Source organism: Streptomyces sp. PA03-3a (assembly GCF_033792735.1).
Classification (GTDB): domain Bacteria; phylum Actinomycetota; class Actinomycetes; order Streptomycetales; family Streptomycetaceae; genus Actinacidiphila.
In genome coordinates, this window is sequence record NZ_JARAVM010000016.1 from 132,969 (window position 1) to 146,086 (window position 13,118).

A 13,118-nucleotide genomic window follows, 5' to 3' on the forward strand; every position below is an offset into this window, starting at 1 on the left:
CGGTCTCCTCACCTGTCGCGCGGCGCGCCGCCCCCGGCCGGGCCGCCGGCGCTCAGCCCGCGGCGAGCGAGGTGCGGGACTCCAGGTCGCGGCGCGTGGCGTCGCCGTACTCGCCGCTCTCGTCGCCGCGGACGCCGTACCAGACCTGGAAGCGGGCGACGGCCGCCGCGAGGCGCCCGTCGAAGCGGCCGTCGACCGCGCCGCCCGCGTACACGTCCGGGATCCGCAGGAGCCGGGCCTGCAGTTCGCTGACGGCCGGTCCGGTGTCGCCCCGGCGGAGCACCCCGCCGATCAGACCCGCGCCGGGGGAGCCGGGAGCCGTGGCCGTGGGCGCGCCGGGACCGGCGGGGGCGGCGCCCTGCGGCGCGCGGAGGTGGAGGACGCCGGGGGCGAACAGGGCGAGCGCGAGCGCGAATCCGGCGGCGCCGCCGCTACCGGTCAGCACGGCGACGCGCAGGGCGCGCGTGCTACGCGGGGAGCGCCGCGGCGGCTGTCCCTTCCGCGCCCCGGCCCGGGGGTCCGTACGCTCTGGTGCGGGCCGTGCGGCGGGCGGTGCGGTGCGTGGCAGCGGCTGGGTGTCGGGGCCGCCCTCCCCGGGCGGGGTGGAACCGGCGGAAGCGCCGGCCGGGCGGAAGAGGCCGAGGGAGTCCTCCCACGGCTCGTCCGGCCCCCCGGACGCCTCCCGCGCGGGGATGACGCGGGTCGGCTCGATCATGCGGCGCCGTGACGGTCCTCCGCCGGACGGGTTCGGCACAGCGGTCCCCCTGTTCTCCCCCCGTCATCCGTTACGGGCCGACCACGCTAGGACCCGCCGGTGGGCGAAGGCCCGGAATCGCCGAATGCGTCGCGGGCCGGGACGTGTTGGGGTATGTCGCGGTCGCCGCCCGCCGTGACCGTGCGGGACCCTGACGACCCTGCGCGGGCCGGTCGCCTATCGTCGTGGCTGCGGAGACGTCTCCGCGGACGACGGCACGAGTGGAGGACGACTGTGCGCTACCGGGACCTGGGACGCAGCGGGCTGCGGGTGTCGGAGATCGGCTACGGAGCCTGGGGGATCGGCGAGTCCGCGTGGGTGGGCGCGACGGAGGACGAGTCCCTGCGCGCCCTGAACCGGGCCGTCGACCTCGGGGTGAACCTCATCGACACAGCCCGCGGCTACGGCGAGAGCGAGCGCATCGTCGGACAGGTCGTCCGCGAACGCGCCCGCGCCGGCGAGGAGGTCCTCGTGGCCACCAAAGTGCCGCCGAGGAACCGGCTGTGGCCCGCGCCCGACGGTGTCGACCCCGCCGAGGCGTTCCCCGGCGACCACATCCGCGAGAGCCTCGACACCAGCCTGCGGGCAAGCGGCCTCGACCACTTCGACGTACTCCAGTTCCACGTCTGGAGCGACGAGTGGGTCGGCCGCGGGGACTGGGCGGAGACCGTCGCCGACCTCAAGAAGCAGGGCAAGATCAGGCTGTTCGGCGTGTCCATCAACGACCACGAGCCGGACAACGCCCTCGCCCTGGTCCGCAGCGGGCTCGTGGACACGGTGCAGGTGATCTACAACGTGTTCGACCAGGCCCCCGCCGACGCGCTGCTGCCCGCCTGCCAGGAACACGGCGTCGGCGTCATCGTCCGGGTCGCCCTCGACGAGGGCGGCCTCACCGGCCGGATCACCGCCGGGACCACCTTCCCCGAAGGCGACTTCCGCAACCGCTACTTCCGCGACGACCGTCCCGCGCAGGTGGAGCGGCACGTGGACGCCGTCGTCGCCGACCTCGGCATCGACCGGGACGACATGGCCGAGACCGCCCTGCGGTTCGTGCTGAGCGCCCCCGCGGTCTCCACCGTCATCCCCGGCATGCGGTCGGTGCGCAACGTCGAGCGGAACACCGCGCTCAGCGACGGACGTCCCCTGACGCCGGAACAACTCGCCGTTCTGGCCCGGCACCGCTGGGAGCGCAACTTCTACGGCTGACCGGCCCGACGGCCCGCAGCATGAACGCACCCCTCGGGGGAAGGCGCGCTTCCGGACAGAACGGATCGTTCACGGAGGTGACCATGTCAGCGTCGACGGCTCACGCCGACCCGCCGGGAGCATTGCGGACCGACGTCCCGGCCCGCCTGGACCGGCTGCCGTGGAGCCGCTGGCACTGGCGCATCGTGATCGGTCTCGGCACGGTGTGGATCCTCGACGGCCTCGAGGTCACCATCGTCGGCAACATGGCGGGCCGGCTCGCCGAGCAGGGCAGCGGCATCGACATCAGCACCGCCCAGGTCACCACGCTGGCGGCCGCCGTGTACGTCGCGGGGGCGTGCCTGGGCGCGCTGTTCTTCGGCAGGCTGACCGACCGGCTCGGCCGCAAGAAGCTGTTCATGGTGACCCTGGCCGTCTACCTCGCGGCCACGGCCGTCACCGCGGTGTCGTGGACCGCCTGGTTCTTCATCCTGTGCCGCTTCTTCACCGGGTTCGGCATCGGCGGCGAGTACGCGGCCATCAACTCGGCGATCGACGAACTGATCCCGGCCCGGGTGCGCGGCCGGATCGACCTGATCATCAACGGCAGCTTCTGGATCGGCGCCGCCGTGGGCGCGTTCGCGTCCATCGCCCTGCTGGACACCTCGCTGTTCGCCACCGGCGTCGGCTGGCGGCTCGCCTTCGGCATCGGCGTCGTCCTGGGGCTGGTCATCCTGCTGGTGCGCCGCCATGTGCCGGAGAGTCCGCGCTGGTTGTTCACCCACGGCCGGGCCGAGGAGGCCGAACGCCTGGTCGCGGACGTGGAGCGCACGGTCGCCGAGGAGAGCGGCAAGCCCCTGCCGGAGCCGGGCGAGAGCATCCTCATCCGCCCCCGCGGCGAACTGGGCTTCCTCACCATCGCCCGCACCGTCACCCGCTCGTACCCGCGCCGCACCCTGCTCGGCCTCGCACTCTTCTCCGGCCAGGCCTTCCTCTACAACTCCGTCACCTTCGGCTACGCCGTCATCCTCACCACCTTCTTCGACGTGCCGAACGGCGACACCGGCTACTACTTCGCCGTCATCGCGGTCGGCAACTTCCTCGGCCCGCTGCTGCTGGGCCACCTCTTCGACTCCGTGGGCCGCAAGCCGATGATCACCGGCAGTTACGTGGGCTCCGGCCTGCTCCTGTTCGGCACCGCCTACCTGTTCCAGCAGGGCGCCCTGAGCGCGGTGACGATGACGGCCTGCTGGACCGCGGTGCTGTTCTTCGCCTCCGCGGGCGCCAGCGCCGCCTATCTGACGGTCAGCGAGATCTTCCCGCTGGAGACCCGGGCGCTGTGCATCGCCTTCTTCTACGCCGTCGGCACCGCCATCGGCGGCATCACCGGCCCCCTGCTCTTCAACAGCCTGGTGAGCAGCGGCGAGCCCGGCGACACCACCCTCGCCTTCTGCCTCGGCGCGACCCTGATGACGCTGGCGGGGCTGGTCGAGGCGGCCATCGGTGTCCGCGCCGAGCGGCGCAGCCTGGAGTCCCTGGCAGCCCCGCTCAGCGCCGTCGAGGAACCGGCGGGGACCTCCGGCACCGCCGGCGCGCGCCCCTGACCGGCTTCGCCGGCGGGCCCGGGGCGGGTATCGTCCGACGGGTCGTGGACAACCCGGGCGACCCAGGGTGAGGACCGCCGCGCGAAAGATCGTCTTGCAGATGTCGGTGTCCCTCGACGGCGACTTCGAGGGACCCGACCGCGAGATCGACTGGCACCTCGTGGACGAGGAGCTGCACCTCCACATGAACGAGCGGCTGAAGGTGATGGGCGGCTTCCTCACCGGCCGCGTCAGCCATGAACTCATGGCCGCCTACTGGCCGACGGCCGACGGCCGACGCCGACCCGCAGAGCAGTCCCGCCGTCGCCGAGTTGGCCGGGATCTGGCGCGACATGCCGAAGTACGTGTACGCGCGGACGCTGGAGCGGGCCGACTGGAACACCACGATCGTGCGCGACGTCGTCGCCGAGGAGGTCCGGGAGCTCAAGGCGCGGCCCGGCGACCTGGCGCTCGGCGGGGCCGGCCTCGCCGCCTCCTTCCTGCGGCTGGGCCTGGTCGACGAGTTCCGGATCTACGTCCAGCCCGTCCTGCTGGGCCGGGGCAGGACGCCCTTCCCGGACGCCGACACCCTCACCGCCCTCCGGCGCACCGGGACCCGCACGTTCGGCAACGGGGTCGTACTGCTCCAGTACGAGCGCGCCGAGGCCTGACCGGGCGCGTGACCGTGGTCAGAGCGCGCCGCGCTCGACGCAGCCGCGCAGGAACGCGGCCTGCCCGGCGTGCTGCAGATCGTCCGAGACGACGCTGACCAGCCGCACCGCCAGCGTCACCGGCGGATCCCAGCTGGTGTCGACGACGCGTGGGAAGTCCGTCTCGTGCAGCGTCGACAGATAGCCCAGGGTGCGCTCGCACACGGCGTCGTGATAGCCGGTCAGCAGCTCGCCCGACTCGACGCGCAGCGCGGCGACGTCCTTGGGGCGGTGGCCGTACCCGGTGTCGTACGGCGCGAAGGGCAGGCCGAAGCGGTCGGCCCAGCCGTCGGCGGTCCACAGCTGCTCGGTGCCCGCGACGGCGGCCACATGGTCGTCCTGAATGCGCGTCAGGTGCCAGATCAGCCAGGCGATCGAGTTGGCCCCCTCGTCGGGCCGCGCGTGCAGGCCTTCCGGGGCGATGCCCTCGACGGCCTCGTGCACGGCCTCCTGGATCCTGCCGAAGGCGTCGGCGAGGAGATCTGCGCTCTTCATGCGTGCTCCCTCGGTTCCTGTGCCACTCCGCCCACGCTAGGCGTGCCGCCCCGCCGCGGCCACCAGAGCACCCGGTGTGCGGCGCCGCCGCGCGTCAGCGGATCGCGAGGACCAGGTTCACGACGTAGTGCTCGTCCACCATGCCGTCGGGGAAGTGCCCTGCCAGGTGTTCCCGTTCGGCGGCGAGGAAGGCCCGGGAGCGCTCCTCGCCGATCACCAGGAACGCCGACTGGGTGCCGATGTTCGCGAGGTGCACCTCGACGGGCACCCGCCGCGACCACGGCACCCGGAGCTCGGTGAACCCCGGCCCGTCCGGCAGGCGCCCCGCGCGGGGGTGGGACAGCACGTCGAAGAAGCCGCGCAGGCGCTCCTGCTCGGCGGCGATCCACGGCACCGAGGTGTCGGGGTCGTTGCGCCACAGCGCGAACGCGCCGCCCGGCCGCAGCACCCGCAGGGCCTCCGGCACCGACCGCCGCGGATCCGTCCAGTGCCACGCCTGGGCGTACGTGACGAAGTCGAAGGCGCCGGAGGCCAGCGGCAGCCGGTCGCCGTCCCCGCGGACCAGGGGGACGTCCGGCTGGTTGCGGCGGAGCTCCGCGGCCATGCCGTCACCGGGCTCCACGGCCACGACCCGGGCGCCGCGGTCGTGCAGCAGCGCGGTGGCGATGCCCGTCCCGGCGCCCACGTCGGCCACCAGGGCACCGTTCAGGGGGCGCCCCGCCAGCTCCTCGACGGCGTCGAGGAGGGCGGGCGGGTAGGAGGGGCGGTTCGCGGCGTACCGCCCGGCGGCACGGTCGAAGGAGCGGGCGCGAGGTGAACCGGTCATAGCTCCATGATCCCCCGCCCCGCCCCGCCCGCGACGGCCGATCAGTCCCAGCCTCCCGGGCCGTGGCCCCCGGCGGCCGCGGCGGGGCGGATCCACCGCGTGGCCAGGAACGCGAGGCAGCTGACGGCGACGATCAGGAGACCGGGGCCGATGCCGCCGCCGCTGCCGATCGCGCCCAGCTGTGTCGCATCGCTCGCGGTCCCCGGGTAGACCGGCGCGCCACCCGGCGCCGTCGGGGCGCCGGGCACTCCCGGGGCCGCCTGCTGCCCGCCCTGGCCGGTCCCGGAACCGCCCGAACCGCCCCCCGCGCCGCCGCCCGCCTCACGGGTGGGGGCACCGGCGGCGGACGGCGCCGTACCCGGCGTCCCGCCTCCGGCGGCGGGCGTCGCGGCGTCACCGCTGTCCGTGGCGCGCGGCAGGCTCACACCGAGCGTCGCCATCGCCGTGGTCACCGGCTGGAAGAAGGTGATGCCTCCGGCCTTGCAGTCGCCGCTGCCGCCCGAGGTGATCCCGAGCGCGAGGCCCTGGGCGAACAGGGGGCCGCCGCTGTCACCGGGCTCCGCGCACACGGTGGTCTGTATGAGACCGCTGACCGCCCCCTCGGGGTAGTTGACCGTGGCGTTTAGCCCGGTGACCTGACCGGAGTGCAGCCCCGAGGTGCTGCCGCTGCGGAAGACCTCCTGACCCACGAACGGGTCGGCCGCACCCGTGATGCGGACCACGCGGCCGGAGCCGACCCCGACGACGCTGCTGTGGTCCGAGCCGTCGTTCTGGTACTGCACGAGGGAGAAGTCGCCGCCGGGGAACGAGGTCGAGACGGTGGTGCCGACGGGCCTGGTCCCCTGGTTGTCGGCGAACCAGCTGGTGCCCGGAGGCCCGCAGTGGCCGGCCGTCAGGATGAAGTCGGTCGTGCCGTTGGTGACGTTGAAGCCGGCCGAACAGCGGCTGCCCCGGGTCAGGATCGGTGCCGCCCCCGCGGTCCTGGTCGTGAAGGCGGCCTCGGTGCGTTCCATGCGCACCTGCCCGCCGATGCCGTCCGCTACGGACTGCAGCCGTGCCCACTCCTGCGCGGAGACCGTGCTGTCGGCCAGCACGAGGACCTCGTTGGAGACCGGGTCCACCGACCAGGCCGTACCGGGCACGCGCGGGGCCTCGCGCAGCGCGCCGGCCGCGTCCTGCAGGTCACGCATGCTGTAGCGGACGACCTCCGCCCGGGCGCCCGCCCGGGCGACCTCGGCCGCGGTGTCCTCGTCGGTCACGGCGACCACCGGGCGGCCCTCGTCGTCCACCCAGCTGCCACCCGTCCGGGCGTCGCCGAGACGCGCCGCCAGGTCTCCGGCGAGGCCTGCCGCGTCCGTCGGGCCCCGCGCGCCGTCCGGTGCGTCCAGCACCCGGCTGCCGCTCCTGGGCTGAGTGCCGTCGGGGGCCGCCCCGAAGGCCTGCGACATCATCACTCCGCCGCAGACGACTCCCGCGACGGCCACGAGCCGCAGCGCGCGCTGCACCTGACGCCGTTTGCGCCTCACCGTGCCCCCAATATCCGCTTACGTACCTGCAGGTCACCGGCATGAGCTGCCGCGGGTCCCGAAGAGGGGCCCGGCCTTCCATACGTGCGGGGGAGCCGCAGCGCTCACCGCTCGCGGCGAAGATACGGAACGCGCCCGGGTGCCCGGGGCGGCGAAGCGCTCTATCGTGGCCGGGTCGCCGGACCCGGCGATCCATCGAGCCGTCAAGGAGCGACATGGGTGGTCAGTTCGAGGCGGTCGTCGAGGTCGGCCGTCCCGTGGCGGAGGTCTTCGCCTTTCTCGCGGACGGGCGCAACGACCCGAAGTTCAGCCCCAGGGTGCAGGAGATCCGGCGGACGCCGGACGCCCCGACCGCGCTCGGCACGGTGTTCACCAGCATCGTGAAGGACGCCGGGATGAAGTCCCACCGGGAGTTCCGGATCACCGAGTTCGACGCGCCCAACCGGATCCGCTGGACCGAGCAGTCGAAGAACCTGGTCACCGCCGAGGGCGGTTACGACCTGGAGCCGGTCTCCGAGACCACCACCCGGGTGCGGATCTTCAACCACCTGGAAGGGCACGGTCTCGGGAAGCTCCTGGTGGGACTCGCGCTGAGCGCCGCGCGCAAGGACGCCCCGGCGTTCGGGCAGCGGATCAAGGCAGCCGTCGAGGCCTCCTGACTCCGCCCGCCCGTGCCGCCGCCGCGGCGCAGGTCACCCGGGCCCGCCGCCGACAGCGGACCCGGGTGACGTACTCGGGGGCCGCGCTCGCAGCGACCGGAGGGCGGCCCGGCGGCTGGGCGGCGGGGTGGATCAGTAGCGGAGCACCGCCGCGATCCGGTCGTGCTCCACGAGGCTGTCCGGCGCCACGAAGCGGACCTCGGCGCCCTTGTCGAGTGCGGTCTCCACCAGCTCGTCCACGATGTCCTCGCGGATGCCCTCCTCGAAGCCGCCCGCCTCCGGCGCGTCACCGTCGACCGGCGTGAGGTGACCGTCGCTCAGGCGCACCGCGCGCTGGAAGTCCTCCTCGACCACGACGAGTTCGGCACGGCCCTCGCACACCGACTCCCACACCTCGTCCAGCCCGGCCGCGAAGATCCTGCGACTGCGGGCGTCCACCAGCCTGCGGCCGATCCGTTCCGCCTCCCGCTCCGCGAACTCCTTCTGCGCCGGTGCGAGTTCCTGGAGCAGCGCCGGCGCGGGACCGTTCGCCAGGCCGCCCTTGAGGACGACGGCCACCGCGGCGTCGGCGGCGGTGCCGACCTCCTTGAGCAGGGCGACCGCGTCCGGCAGGCCGACCAGGTACAGCGGCCGGTCGTCGGTGGCCAGGAGCGCGGCGAGCGCGGTGTCCACCGACCGCAGGAACCGCCGCGTCTCCTCGTCCCGGAACGTGCTCGGGTGGTCCCCGACCTGCTCCTGACGCTCGGGGTCCCACTGCACGGGATCGGGCTCCAGGGGGAAGCCCTGCGCGCCCTGCGGGTGCAGCGACTGGCCGCTGCCGCCCCACAGGGTGGCCCGGTCGGCCGCCACCGTGAGCACCCAGTACGGGCGCGCCCTCGCCTTCGCGGCGACCAGATTGCGGGTGAGGAAGCTGTCGCTGAGCACCACGCGCTCGGGGACGGCCCGGGGCAGGGTCCAGATCTGGTGGTCCCGTTCCGTGGCGTACATGACGAGCCCGTCCAGCGAGTAGCGCAGATCGACCTCGGCGGCGGCCGCCTTGAGCTGCGTCTTGATGGCCATCCGGGCCCGGCGGGACGCCTCGGGATCGTGCTCGATCCGGCGCTCGGCCTCGGCGAGAAGATTGCGCAGCCGTACGGCGTCCTGGGCGTTGTCCGGTTGGCGCCGGTGCGTCGGCATGGTCAGCGACACCGCCGGATACGGCCTGGTCGCGCGCAGTTCTCGCAGGGTGCCTACCGTCAGGGCATCGGTTTCCATGATCGCCTCCCTGAGGGGTCCGCGGTTGCTCCCCGCGGACGGGGGCAGCCCACACCCCCGAGCCTCGCACACCAGCCGGGCCGTCGCCTGCCGGGGACGGCCCGGCCGGCGTGACGTTCAGGCGCGGTCGCGGTGGTGCGCGCCGAAGCCGGAGTCCCAGGCCCACATGTGGGTGCAGCCGGGGCACTGCAGATGCAGCACAGGCCCCTTGTTCGACAGCAAGTACCGCCAGTGGTCGGGGCAGTTGCGGCCCGCGGCGCAGGTGGCGCACTCCCGGTGGTCCGCACACCGCGGGCAGGGGACCCACGCCCGGCGGCCGGGGTCGGCCGTGGGATCAATCGGAAGCAGCACCGTCGTCCTCCCCGGTCGCCTCACGGGGCGGCAGCACACCGGCGGCCACGAGCGCGCGGTACACCGCTTCCTGCTCCTCGTCGAGGCCGGAGTAGAGCAGCCGGTAGGCCGCGTCCTCCTCGCGGAGCGAGGTCACCGGGTCCCATTCGTCGCCGAGGGCGGCGAGGACCTCGGCCCGGCGGCGGGTCTCGTGGTCGGTGAAGTCCAGATCGAACGCGTGGAGGCGGTCCGGGGTGTCGTCGTCGTTCATGTCGCCCGCTCCCGGGGCAATCGGGGATGAATCCACTCTGTGTAACAAAGTGTCGTGCCCGGGGGAAAGCTTTTGCCGCCTCGATGTGACGAACTCCATGCGGCTCCGCCGCTGGTCAGGGACGTACCAGCGGCGGAGCGACAGGGGGCCGGGCGCCGCTCAGGAGCGCCGGGCGGCCTTGCGGCGGACCGTTCCGAAGGACGGGAACGGCCCGCGAGGGGCGGGCTCCGCGGCCTTGACCCCCTTCCCGGTGCCCTTCCCGGCCCCCTTCCCGCTTCCCGCGGTCCTCGGGGTCTTCCCCGCCGTGCCGGTCTTCCCGGCCGCACCGCTTCCGCTACGCCGGAAGGCCTTCGTGAACCTCGACGTCCTGGTGCCGTCGGCGGGCTTCGCCGCCGGGGCCGGGTCCTCGGCGGGAGCCGCCGGGCGGACGTCGTGCACCGCCCGGCCGAGGCGGCGCCCGAAGAGCAGGTAGCCCAGCAGGGCACCGGCGGTGTTCATGATCACGTCATCGACGTCGAAGGCGCGGCCCTGTACCACCGCCCCCTGCGCCAGTTCCACCAGGACCATCACCAGGCCGGTCGTCACCACCACGCGCAGCGCCCCGCGCGCCCTGGGCGCCAGCACCGGGAGCAGCACGCCGAAGGGCATGCCCAGCAGCAGGTTCCCGCCGACCTGGCGCACGGCGCCCGCCACCGTGTACCGCTCGTAGTACTGCCGCAGTGAGGCACCCGGCTGCAGATTCGCGTGCGCGAGCCCCTCCGAGGCGTACGACGGCGCCAGTGTCGCGCGGGCCAGCACCGCCCCGAACGCGACCATCGCCACGAACGCCAGCGCCATCGCCGTCCACCGGGCAAGTGCGGCCAGCGGCGACCGCCGACCCTCTCCCGATCCTTCCGACGTACGCCCGCGCACCGCCGATCGAGCCACGGACTACCCCCTCCTCCTGCGTCTGTTCCGGTCATGGTCCCCCCGTGTCACAGACCGGATACCCCGAGCGCCCCCCGCGATGCCATCGAGCGCCGTGCCGTGCCGGTCAACTCGGCGGCGCCGCCCGCCCGGGAGGCGGCGGCGGTGTGGCGATCCGCGCCGAGTGGTTGAGGTGCAGGGGCGTCGTGCGAACCCCCGCCACGAGGATCTGCGCGGCCACCGCGACCCCGCCGACGAACGCCGTCGTCCTGACCCCGGCGAACGAAGCGGTGATCGCGGGGGGCGGCGACCTGGAACGGCCCCAGGTGGACGTCGGGCGGTGCCATGATGTCGACGGCGGTGACCACCGGGACCAGCATGATGACGGCGGCCACCAGCAGCTGCCTGGGCCGCCACGACCCCCACTGCCCCAGGCGTCGTGTCACAGCCATTACTCCTCGATAGACCCGCGCCCTTGGCTGTGCCCGCCCGTGCGGTCCCTACGCCTCAGGAGCGCCACTTCTCCCGGACCAGCACCTCCTGGATACGCCAGCCCGCTCCGGTGTGCCGCAGGCCGAACGTGTAACGGCCGCCGCACACGAAGTCGGGGGCCGTCGCCTTCGTCCCCGGGTCGTCCAGCCGCATGGGGTTGACGTAGTCGGCCCGCGCCACGGCCGAGGGCGGCTCGAGGGCGATCCGGCGGTTGACGATCAGGTGCTGGCGCACCGGGAACAGCCGCATCGTCGAGGCGAGCCAGTCGGCGACCTCGGTGGCGGGACCGGCGACACCGCCCGCGGAGGTGTAGTCGGCTCGGCAGTCCGGGGTGAGGAGCGCGACGTACGACGTCCAGTCGCCGTGGTGGACGGCCGCCCCGTAGCCGCTGATCAGCTCGTCCACGGCCAGCCGGTCCAGCAGGGCTCCCACTCCGCTCGCGTCGTCATCGGCACAGTGTCGGGCACACGGCGCGAAGGGCCAAGACACGTGCGGCGGTCGGCCGCTCCGGGAACCGGCCGAAGACGTCACTCCGGCAACGGGATGCGCATGCTCACCGAGCCCCGCAGATCGAGCCACGCGGCGGCCGGCCCACGGACCAGCCGCATGACCACGGCGTCGCAGCCGGGACAGCGCGCCACCAGACCGGGAGCGTGGTCGTACACGCGCAGCAAGGCGACCGGCCCGGTGAGCCCGCAGCCCACGCAGCGCCCCTCGGCGGCCGTCATGTCCACCGCGAAGATCTCCCGCAGCGGTCCGGCCAGCGCGTTGCCGTCGGTGTACGCGTCCGTGCCCTGTGCGCTCATCCCAGCCTCCCGTCGGCCCGGCCGTTCCCGGCGCCACCCACCCTACGCAGCCGACGCCCACCCCGCCCCCGCACGCGGCCGGCCCGCCCGAGGCACGGCCGGAGCACGGCCGGACGCGTCTCCCGAACGCGGCCGGGAGCTTCGCCTGATCGTCCCGGGGCTGACCGGCCTGCCCCCTGACCTGCGCCAGAGGCTCGGCGTCTCCTGGCTCCCCGGAGTCCCTCGTCAGCGCAGTTCGAACGTGAGCAGCGGCTCGGCGAACACGGGCGCCGGCGCGTCGGGATCCGCGGCGACGACCTGCTCCAGGCGGTGGAAGCCGGCCTCCACCTCCTCGGGGCCGAGCTGCGCGAAGAAGGAGAGGGTGCGCAGGCGCAGCCGTTCCAGCATGTCGCCGAGGGTTCCCGGGGACGGCTCGGTGACCGTGCCGTAGTCCACGACCTTCCAGCCGGCCGACGTGAACATCGCGATGACCTCGTGCAGCGGCTGGAAGATCGAGGCGTCCACCTCGTATCCCCGGGGAAAGTGCTCCAGCCACCACGGACGGGGATGGTGGTCCCGGAAATTCGCGCGCAGCAGCAGCCGCCCGCCGGGCCTGAGCACCCTGGCCAGCTCCCGGGCCGCCCGGGGCTTGTCCTGGACGTGGTGCCAGGAGAGGAACAGCAGAGCGTAGTCGGCGCTGTCGGCGGGCACCGGCATCTCCTCGGCGCCGCCCGCCAGATACCGCACCCCCGGGTGCCCGGACCGCGCCAGCGCGACCTCACGCATCCGGACCGACGGCTCGACGCCGACGACCGGCCCGAACTCCCGTGCCAGCGCGGGGGTGAACCTGCCGGTCCCCGAGCCGACGTCCAGCCCTGCCAGCGGCCGCCGTCCGGGCAGTACCGATGCGAAGGCGTCGAGCCACACCCGCAGTTGGCGCTCAGAGAGCGCGCGGCCGCGCGCGTAGTCCCGGTACTGCTCCTTGTCGTAGTCGATCGTCCTCATGGCCTCTCCCCTGTCAGCCGGGCGACCGCAAGCGGCGTCCTGATGCGTCGAGTCGACAGGCTGGGACGGTAGGCGCCGCCGCCTCGCCCCACAAGAGGGCCCGCCCCAAAGGGGCTTGAGGTACCCGGCCCTCCGGACTGCCGGAAAACCTGTTGCCCGACCACCCTTCGGTTGCACATCATCTGCGGCATGGATCTGTGACCAGTGGCGCCTGTGCGGAACGAGGACGGGTTCGAGTCAATCCCCGTCCCGCTCCGCCGTACCGCTCGAAGCCCGCACCGTGTGACCGGCGCGGGCCGCGAGCTTCCTTCACGCGACGTGCTCCGCCACGTCGCGC

Annotated in this window: 14 protein-coding genes and 1 pseudogene; 4 read left to right on the top strand and 11 right to left on the bottom strand. The window is 73.8% G+C overall.

Going from position 1 to position 13,118, the window contains the following annotated elements; translation table 11 throughout:
• Positions 1-52 precede the first annotated feature (52 nt).
• Positions 53-715 (bottom strand): peptidoglycan-binding domain-containing protein, encoded by a 663-nt coding sequence (locus PV342_RS20880; protein WP_500318286.1) that lies wholly within the window; start codon positions 713-715, stop codon positions 53-55.
• 273 nt (positions 716-988) lie between these two features.
• On the opposite strand from PV342_RS20880, the gene PV342_RS20885 reads away from it, so the two are divergent.
• The 3 genes and pseudogenes from PV342_RS20885 to PV342_RS20895 all read left to right on the top strand — a co-directional run bounded on the left by PV342_RS20885 (position 989) and on the right by PV342_RS20895 (position 4,193).
• The gene (locus tag PV342_RS20885; protein WP_391579900.1) at positions 989-1,960 is read left to right on the top strand and encodes an aldo/keto reductase; all 972 of its coding nucleotides are present in this window, start codon (positions 989-991) and stop codon (positions 1,958-1,960) included.
• Between the two features lie 83 nt (positions 1,961-2,043).
• Positions 2,044-3,543, top strand: a complete 1,500-nt coding sequence (locus PV342_RS20890) for an MFS transporter (protein WP_406261388.1) — start codon at positions 2,044-2,046, stop codon at positions 3,541-3,543.
• Between the two features lie 100 nt (positions 3,544-3,643).
• Positions 3,644-4,193: pseudogene (locus tag PV342_RS20895) on the top strand (dihydrofolate reductase family protein).
• A gap of 18 nt (positions 4,194-4,211) precedes the next feature.
• On the opposite strand, the gene PV342_RS20900 reads toward PV342_RS20895, so the two are convergent.
• The 3 genes from PV342_RS20900 to PV342_RS20910 form a co-directional block, all read right to left on the bottom strand.
• Positions 4,212-4,727: a mycothiol transferase gene (locus tag PV342_RS20900; RefSeq protein ID WP_386996523.1), complete on the bottom strand. Its 516-nt coding sequence runs from the start codon at positions 4,725-4,727 to the stop codon at positions 4,212-4,214.
• Between the two features lie 94 nt (positions 4,728-4,821).
• Complete coding sequence (locus PV342_RS20905) at positions 4,822-5,553, bottom strand: class I SAM-dependent methyltransferase (RefSeq protein WP_386996524.1); 732 nt, start codon at positions 5,551-5,553, stop codon at positions 4,822-4,824.
• Positions 5,554-5,594: 41 nt separating this feature from the next.
• Positions 5,595-7,079 carry a S1 family peptidase gene (locus PV342_RS20910; RefSeq protein WP_500318288.1) on the bottom strand — a complete coding sequence of 495 codons (1,485 nt, stop codon included), beginning with the start codon at positions 7,077-7,079 and terminating at the stop codon, positions 5,595-5,597.
• 215 nt (positions 7,080-7,294) lie between these two features.
• Between PV342_RS20910 and PV342_RS20915 the strand changes: the two genes are divergently transcribed.
• Positions 7,295-7,738 (top strand): SRPBCC family protein, encoded by a 444-nt coding sequence (locus tag PV342_RS20915; RefSeq protein ID WP_500318290.1) that lies wholly within the window; start codon positions 7,295-7,297, stop codon positions 7,736-7,738.
• Positions 7,739-7,870: 132 nt separating this feature from the next.
• Here PV342_RS20915 and PV342_RS20920 read toward each other — a convergent pair whose 3' ends face one another.
• The 7 genes from PV342_RS20920 to PV342_RS20950 all read right to left on the bottom strand — a co-directional run bounded on the left by PV342_RS20920 (position 7,871) and on the right by PV342_RS20950 (position 12,781).
• Complete coding sequence (locus PV342_RS20920) at positions 7,871-8,992, bottom strand: baeRF3 domain-containing protein (protein ID WP_500318291.1); 1,122 nt, start codon at positions 8,990-8,992, stop codon at positions 7,871-7,873.
• Positions 8,993-9,109: 117 nt separating this feature from the next.
• On the bottom strand, positions 9,110-9,340 hold the full coding sequence (locus tag PV342_RS20925; RefSeq protein WP_386996575.1) for a hypothetical protein: 231 nt from the start codon (positions 9,338-9,340) through the stop codon (positions 9,110-9,112).
• Complete coding sequence (locus tag PV342_RS20930) at positions 9,327-9,593, bottom strand: DUF6400 family protein (protein WP_500318293.1); 267 nt, start codon at positions 9,591-9,593, stop codon at positions 9,327-9,329. Before PV342_RS20930 ends, PV342_RS20925 begins: the two co-directional genes overlap by 14 nt.
• Positions 9,594-9,752: 159 nt before the next feature.
• Positions 9,753-10,430: a VanZ family protein gene (locus PV342_RS20935; RefSeq protein WP_500318294.1), complete on the bottom strand. Its 678-nt coding sequence runs from the start codon at positions 10,428-10,430 to the stop codon at positions 9,753-9,755.
• A 576-nt stretch (positions 10,431-11,006) separates the two neighbouring features.
• The gene (locus tag PV342_RS20940) at positions 11,007-11,423 is read right to left on the bottom strand and encodes a nuclear transport factor 2 family protein (RefSeq protein WP_500318296.1); all 417 of its coding nucleotides are present in this window, start codon (positions 11,421-11,423) and stop codon (positions 11,007-11,009) included.
• A gap of 95 nt (positions 11,424-11,518) precedes the next feature.
• Entirely contained in the window at positions 11,519-11,797 is a 279-nt protein-coding gene (locus PV342_RS20945) for a DUF6510 family protein (protein ID WP_018560730.1), read from the bottom strand.
• Between the two features lie 225 nt (positions 11,798-12,022).
• On the bottom strand, positions 12,023-12,781 hold the full coding sequence (locus tag PV342_RS20950) for a class I SAM-dependent methyltransferase (RefSeq protein WP_500318298.1): 759 nt from the start codon (positions 12,779-12,781) through the stop codon (positions 12,023-12,025).
• Positions 12,782-13,118 lie beyond the last annotated feature (337 nt).

Excerpts from the sequence above, each read along its gene's own strand:
- PV342_RS20880 (WP_500318286.1), bottom strand. The coding sequence starts at position 715 with ATGATCGAGCCGACCCGCGTCATCCCCGCGCGGGAGGCGTCCGGGGGG.
- PV342_RS20890 (WP_406261388.1), top strand. The coding sequence starts at position 2,044 with ATGTCAGCGTCGACGGCTCACGCCGACCCGCCGGGAGCATTGCGGACC.
- PV342_RS20900 (WP_386996523.1), bottom strand. The coding sequence starts at position 4,727 with ATGAAGAGCGCAGATCTCCTCGCCGACGCCTTCGGCAGGATCCAGGAG.
- PV342_RS20905 (WP_386996524.1), bottom strand. The coding sequence starts at position 5,553 with ATGACCGGTTCACCTCGCGCCCGCTCCTTCGACCGTGCCGCCGGGCGG.
- PV342_RS20915 (WP_500318290.1), top strand. The coding sequence starts at position 7,295 with ATGGGTGGTCAGTTCGAGGCGGTCGTCGAGGTCGGCCGTCCCGTGGCG.
- PV342_RS20920 (WP_500318291.1), bottom strand. The coding sequence starts at position 8,992 with ATGGAAACCGATGCCCTGACGGTAGGCACCCTGCGAGAACTGCGCGCG.
- PV342_RS20930 (WP_500318293.1), bottom strand. The coding sequence starts at position 9,593 with ATGAACGACGACGACACCCCGGACCGCCTCCACGCGTTCGATCTGGAC.
- PV342_RS20935 (WP_500318294.1), bottom strand. The coding sequence starts at position 10,430 with ATGGCGCTGGCGTTCGTGGCGATGGTCGCGTTCGGGGCGGTGCTGGCC.
- PV342_RS20945 (WP_018560730.1), bottom strand. The coding sequence starts at position 11,797 with ATGAGCGCACAGGGCACGGACGCGTACACCGACGGCAACGCGCTGGCC.
- PV342_RS20950 (WP_500318298.1), bottom strand. The coding sequence starts at position 12,781 with ATGAGGACGATCGACTACGACAAGGAGCAGTACCGGGACTACGCGCGC.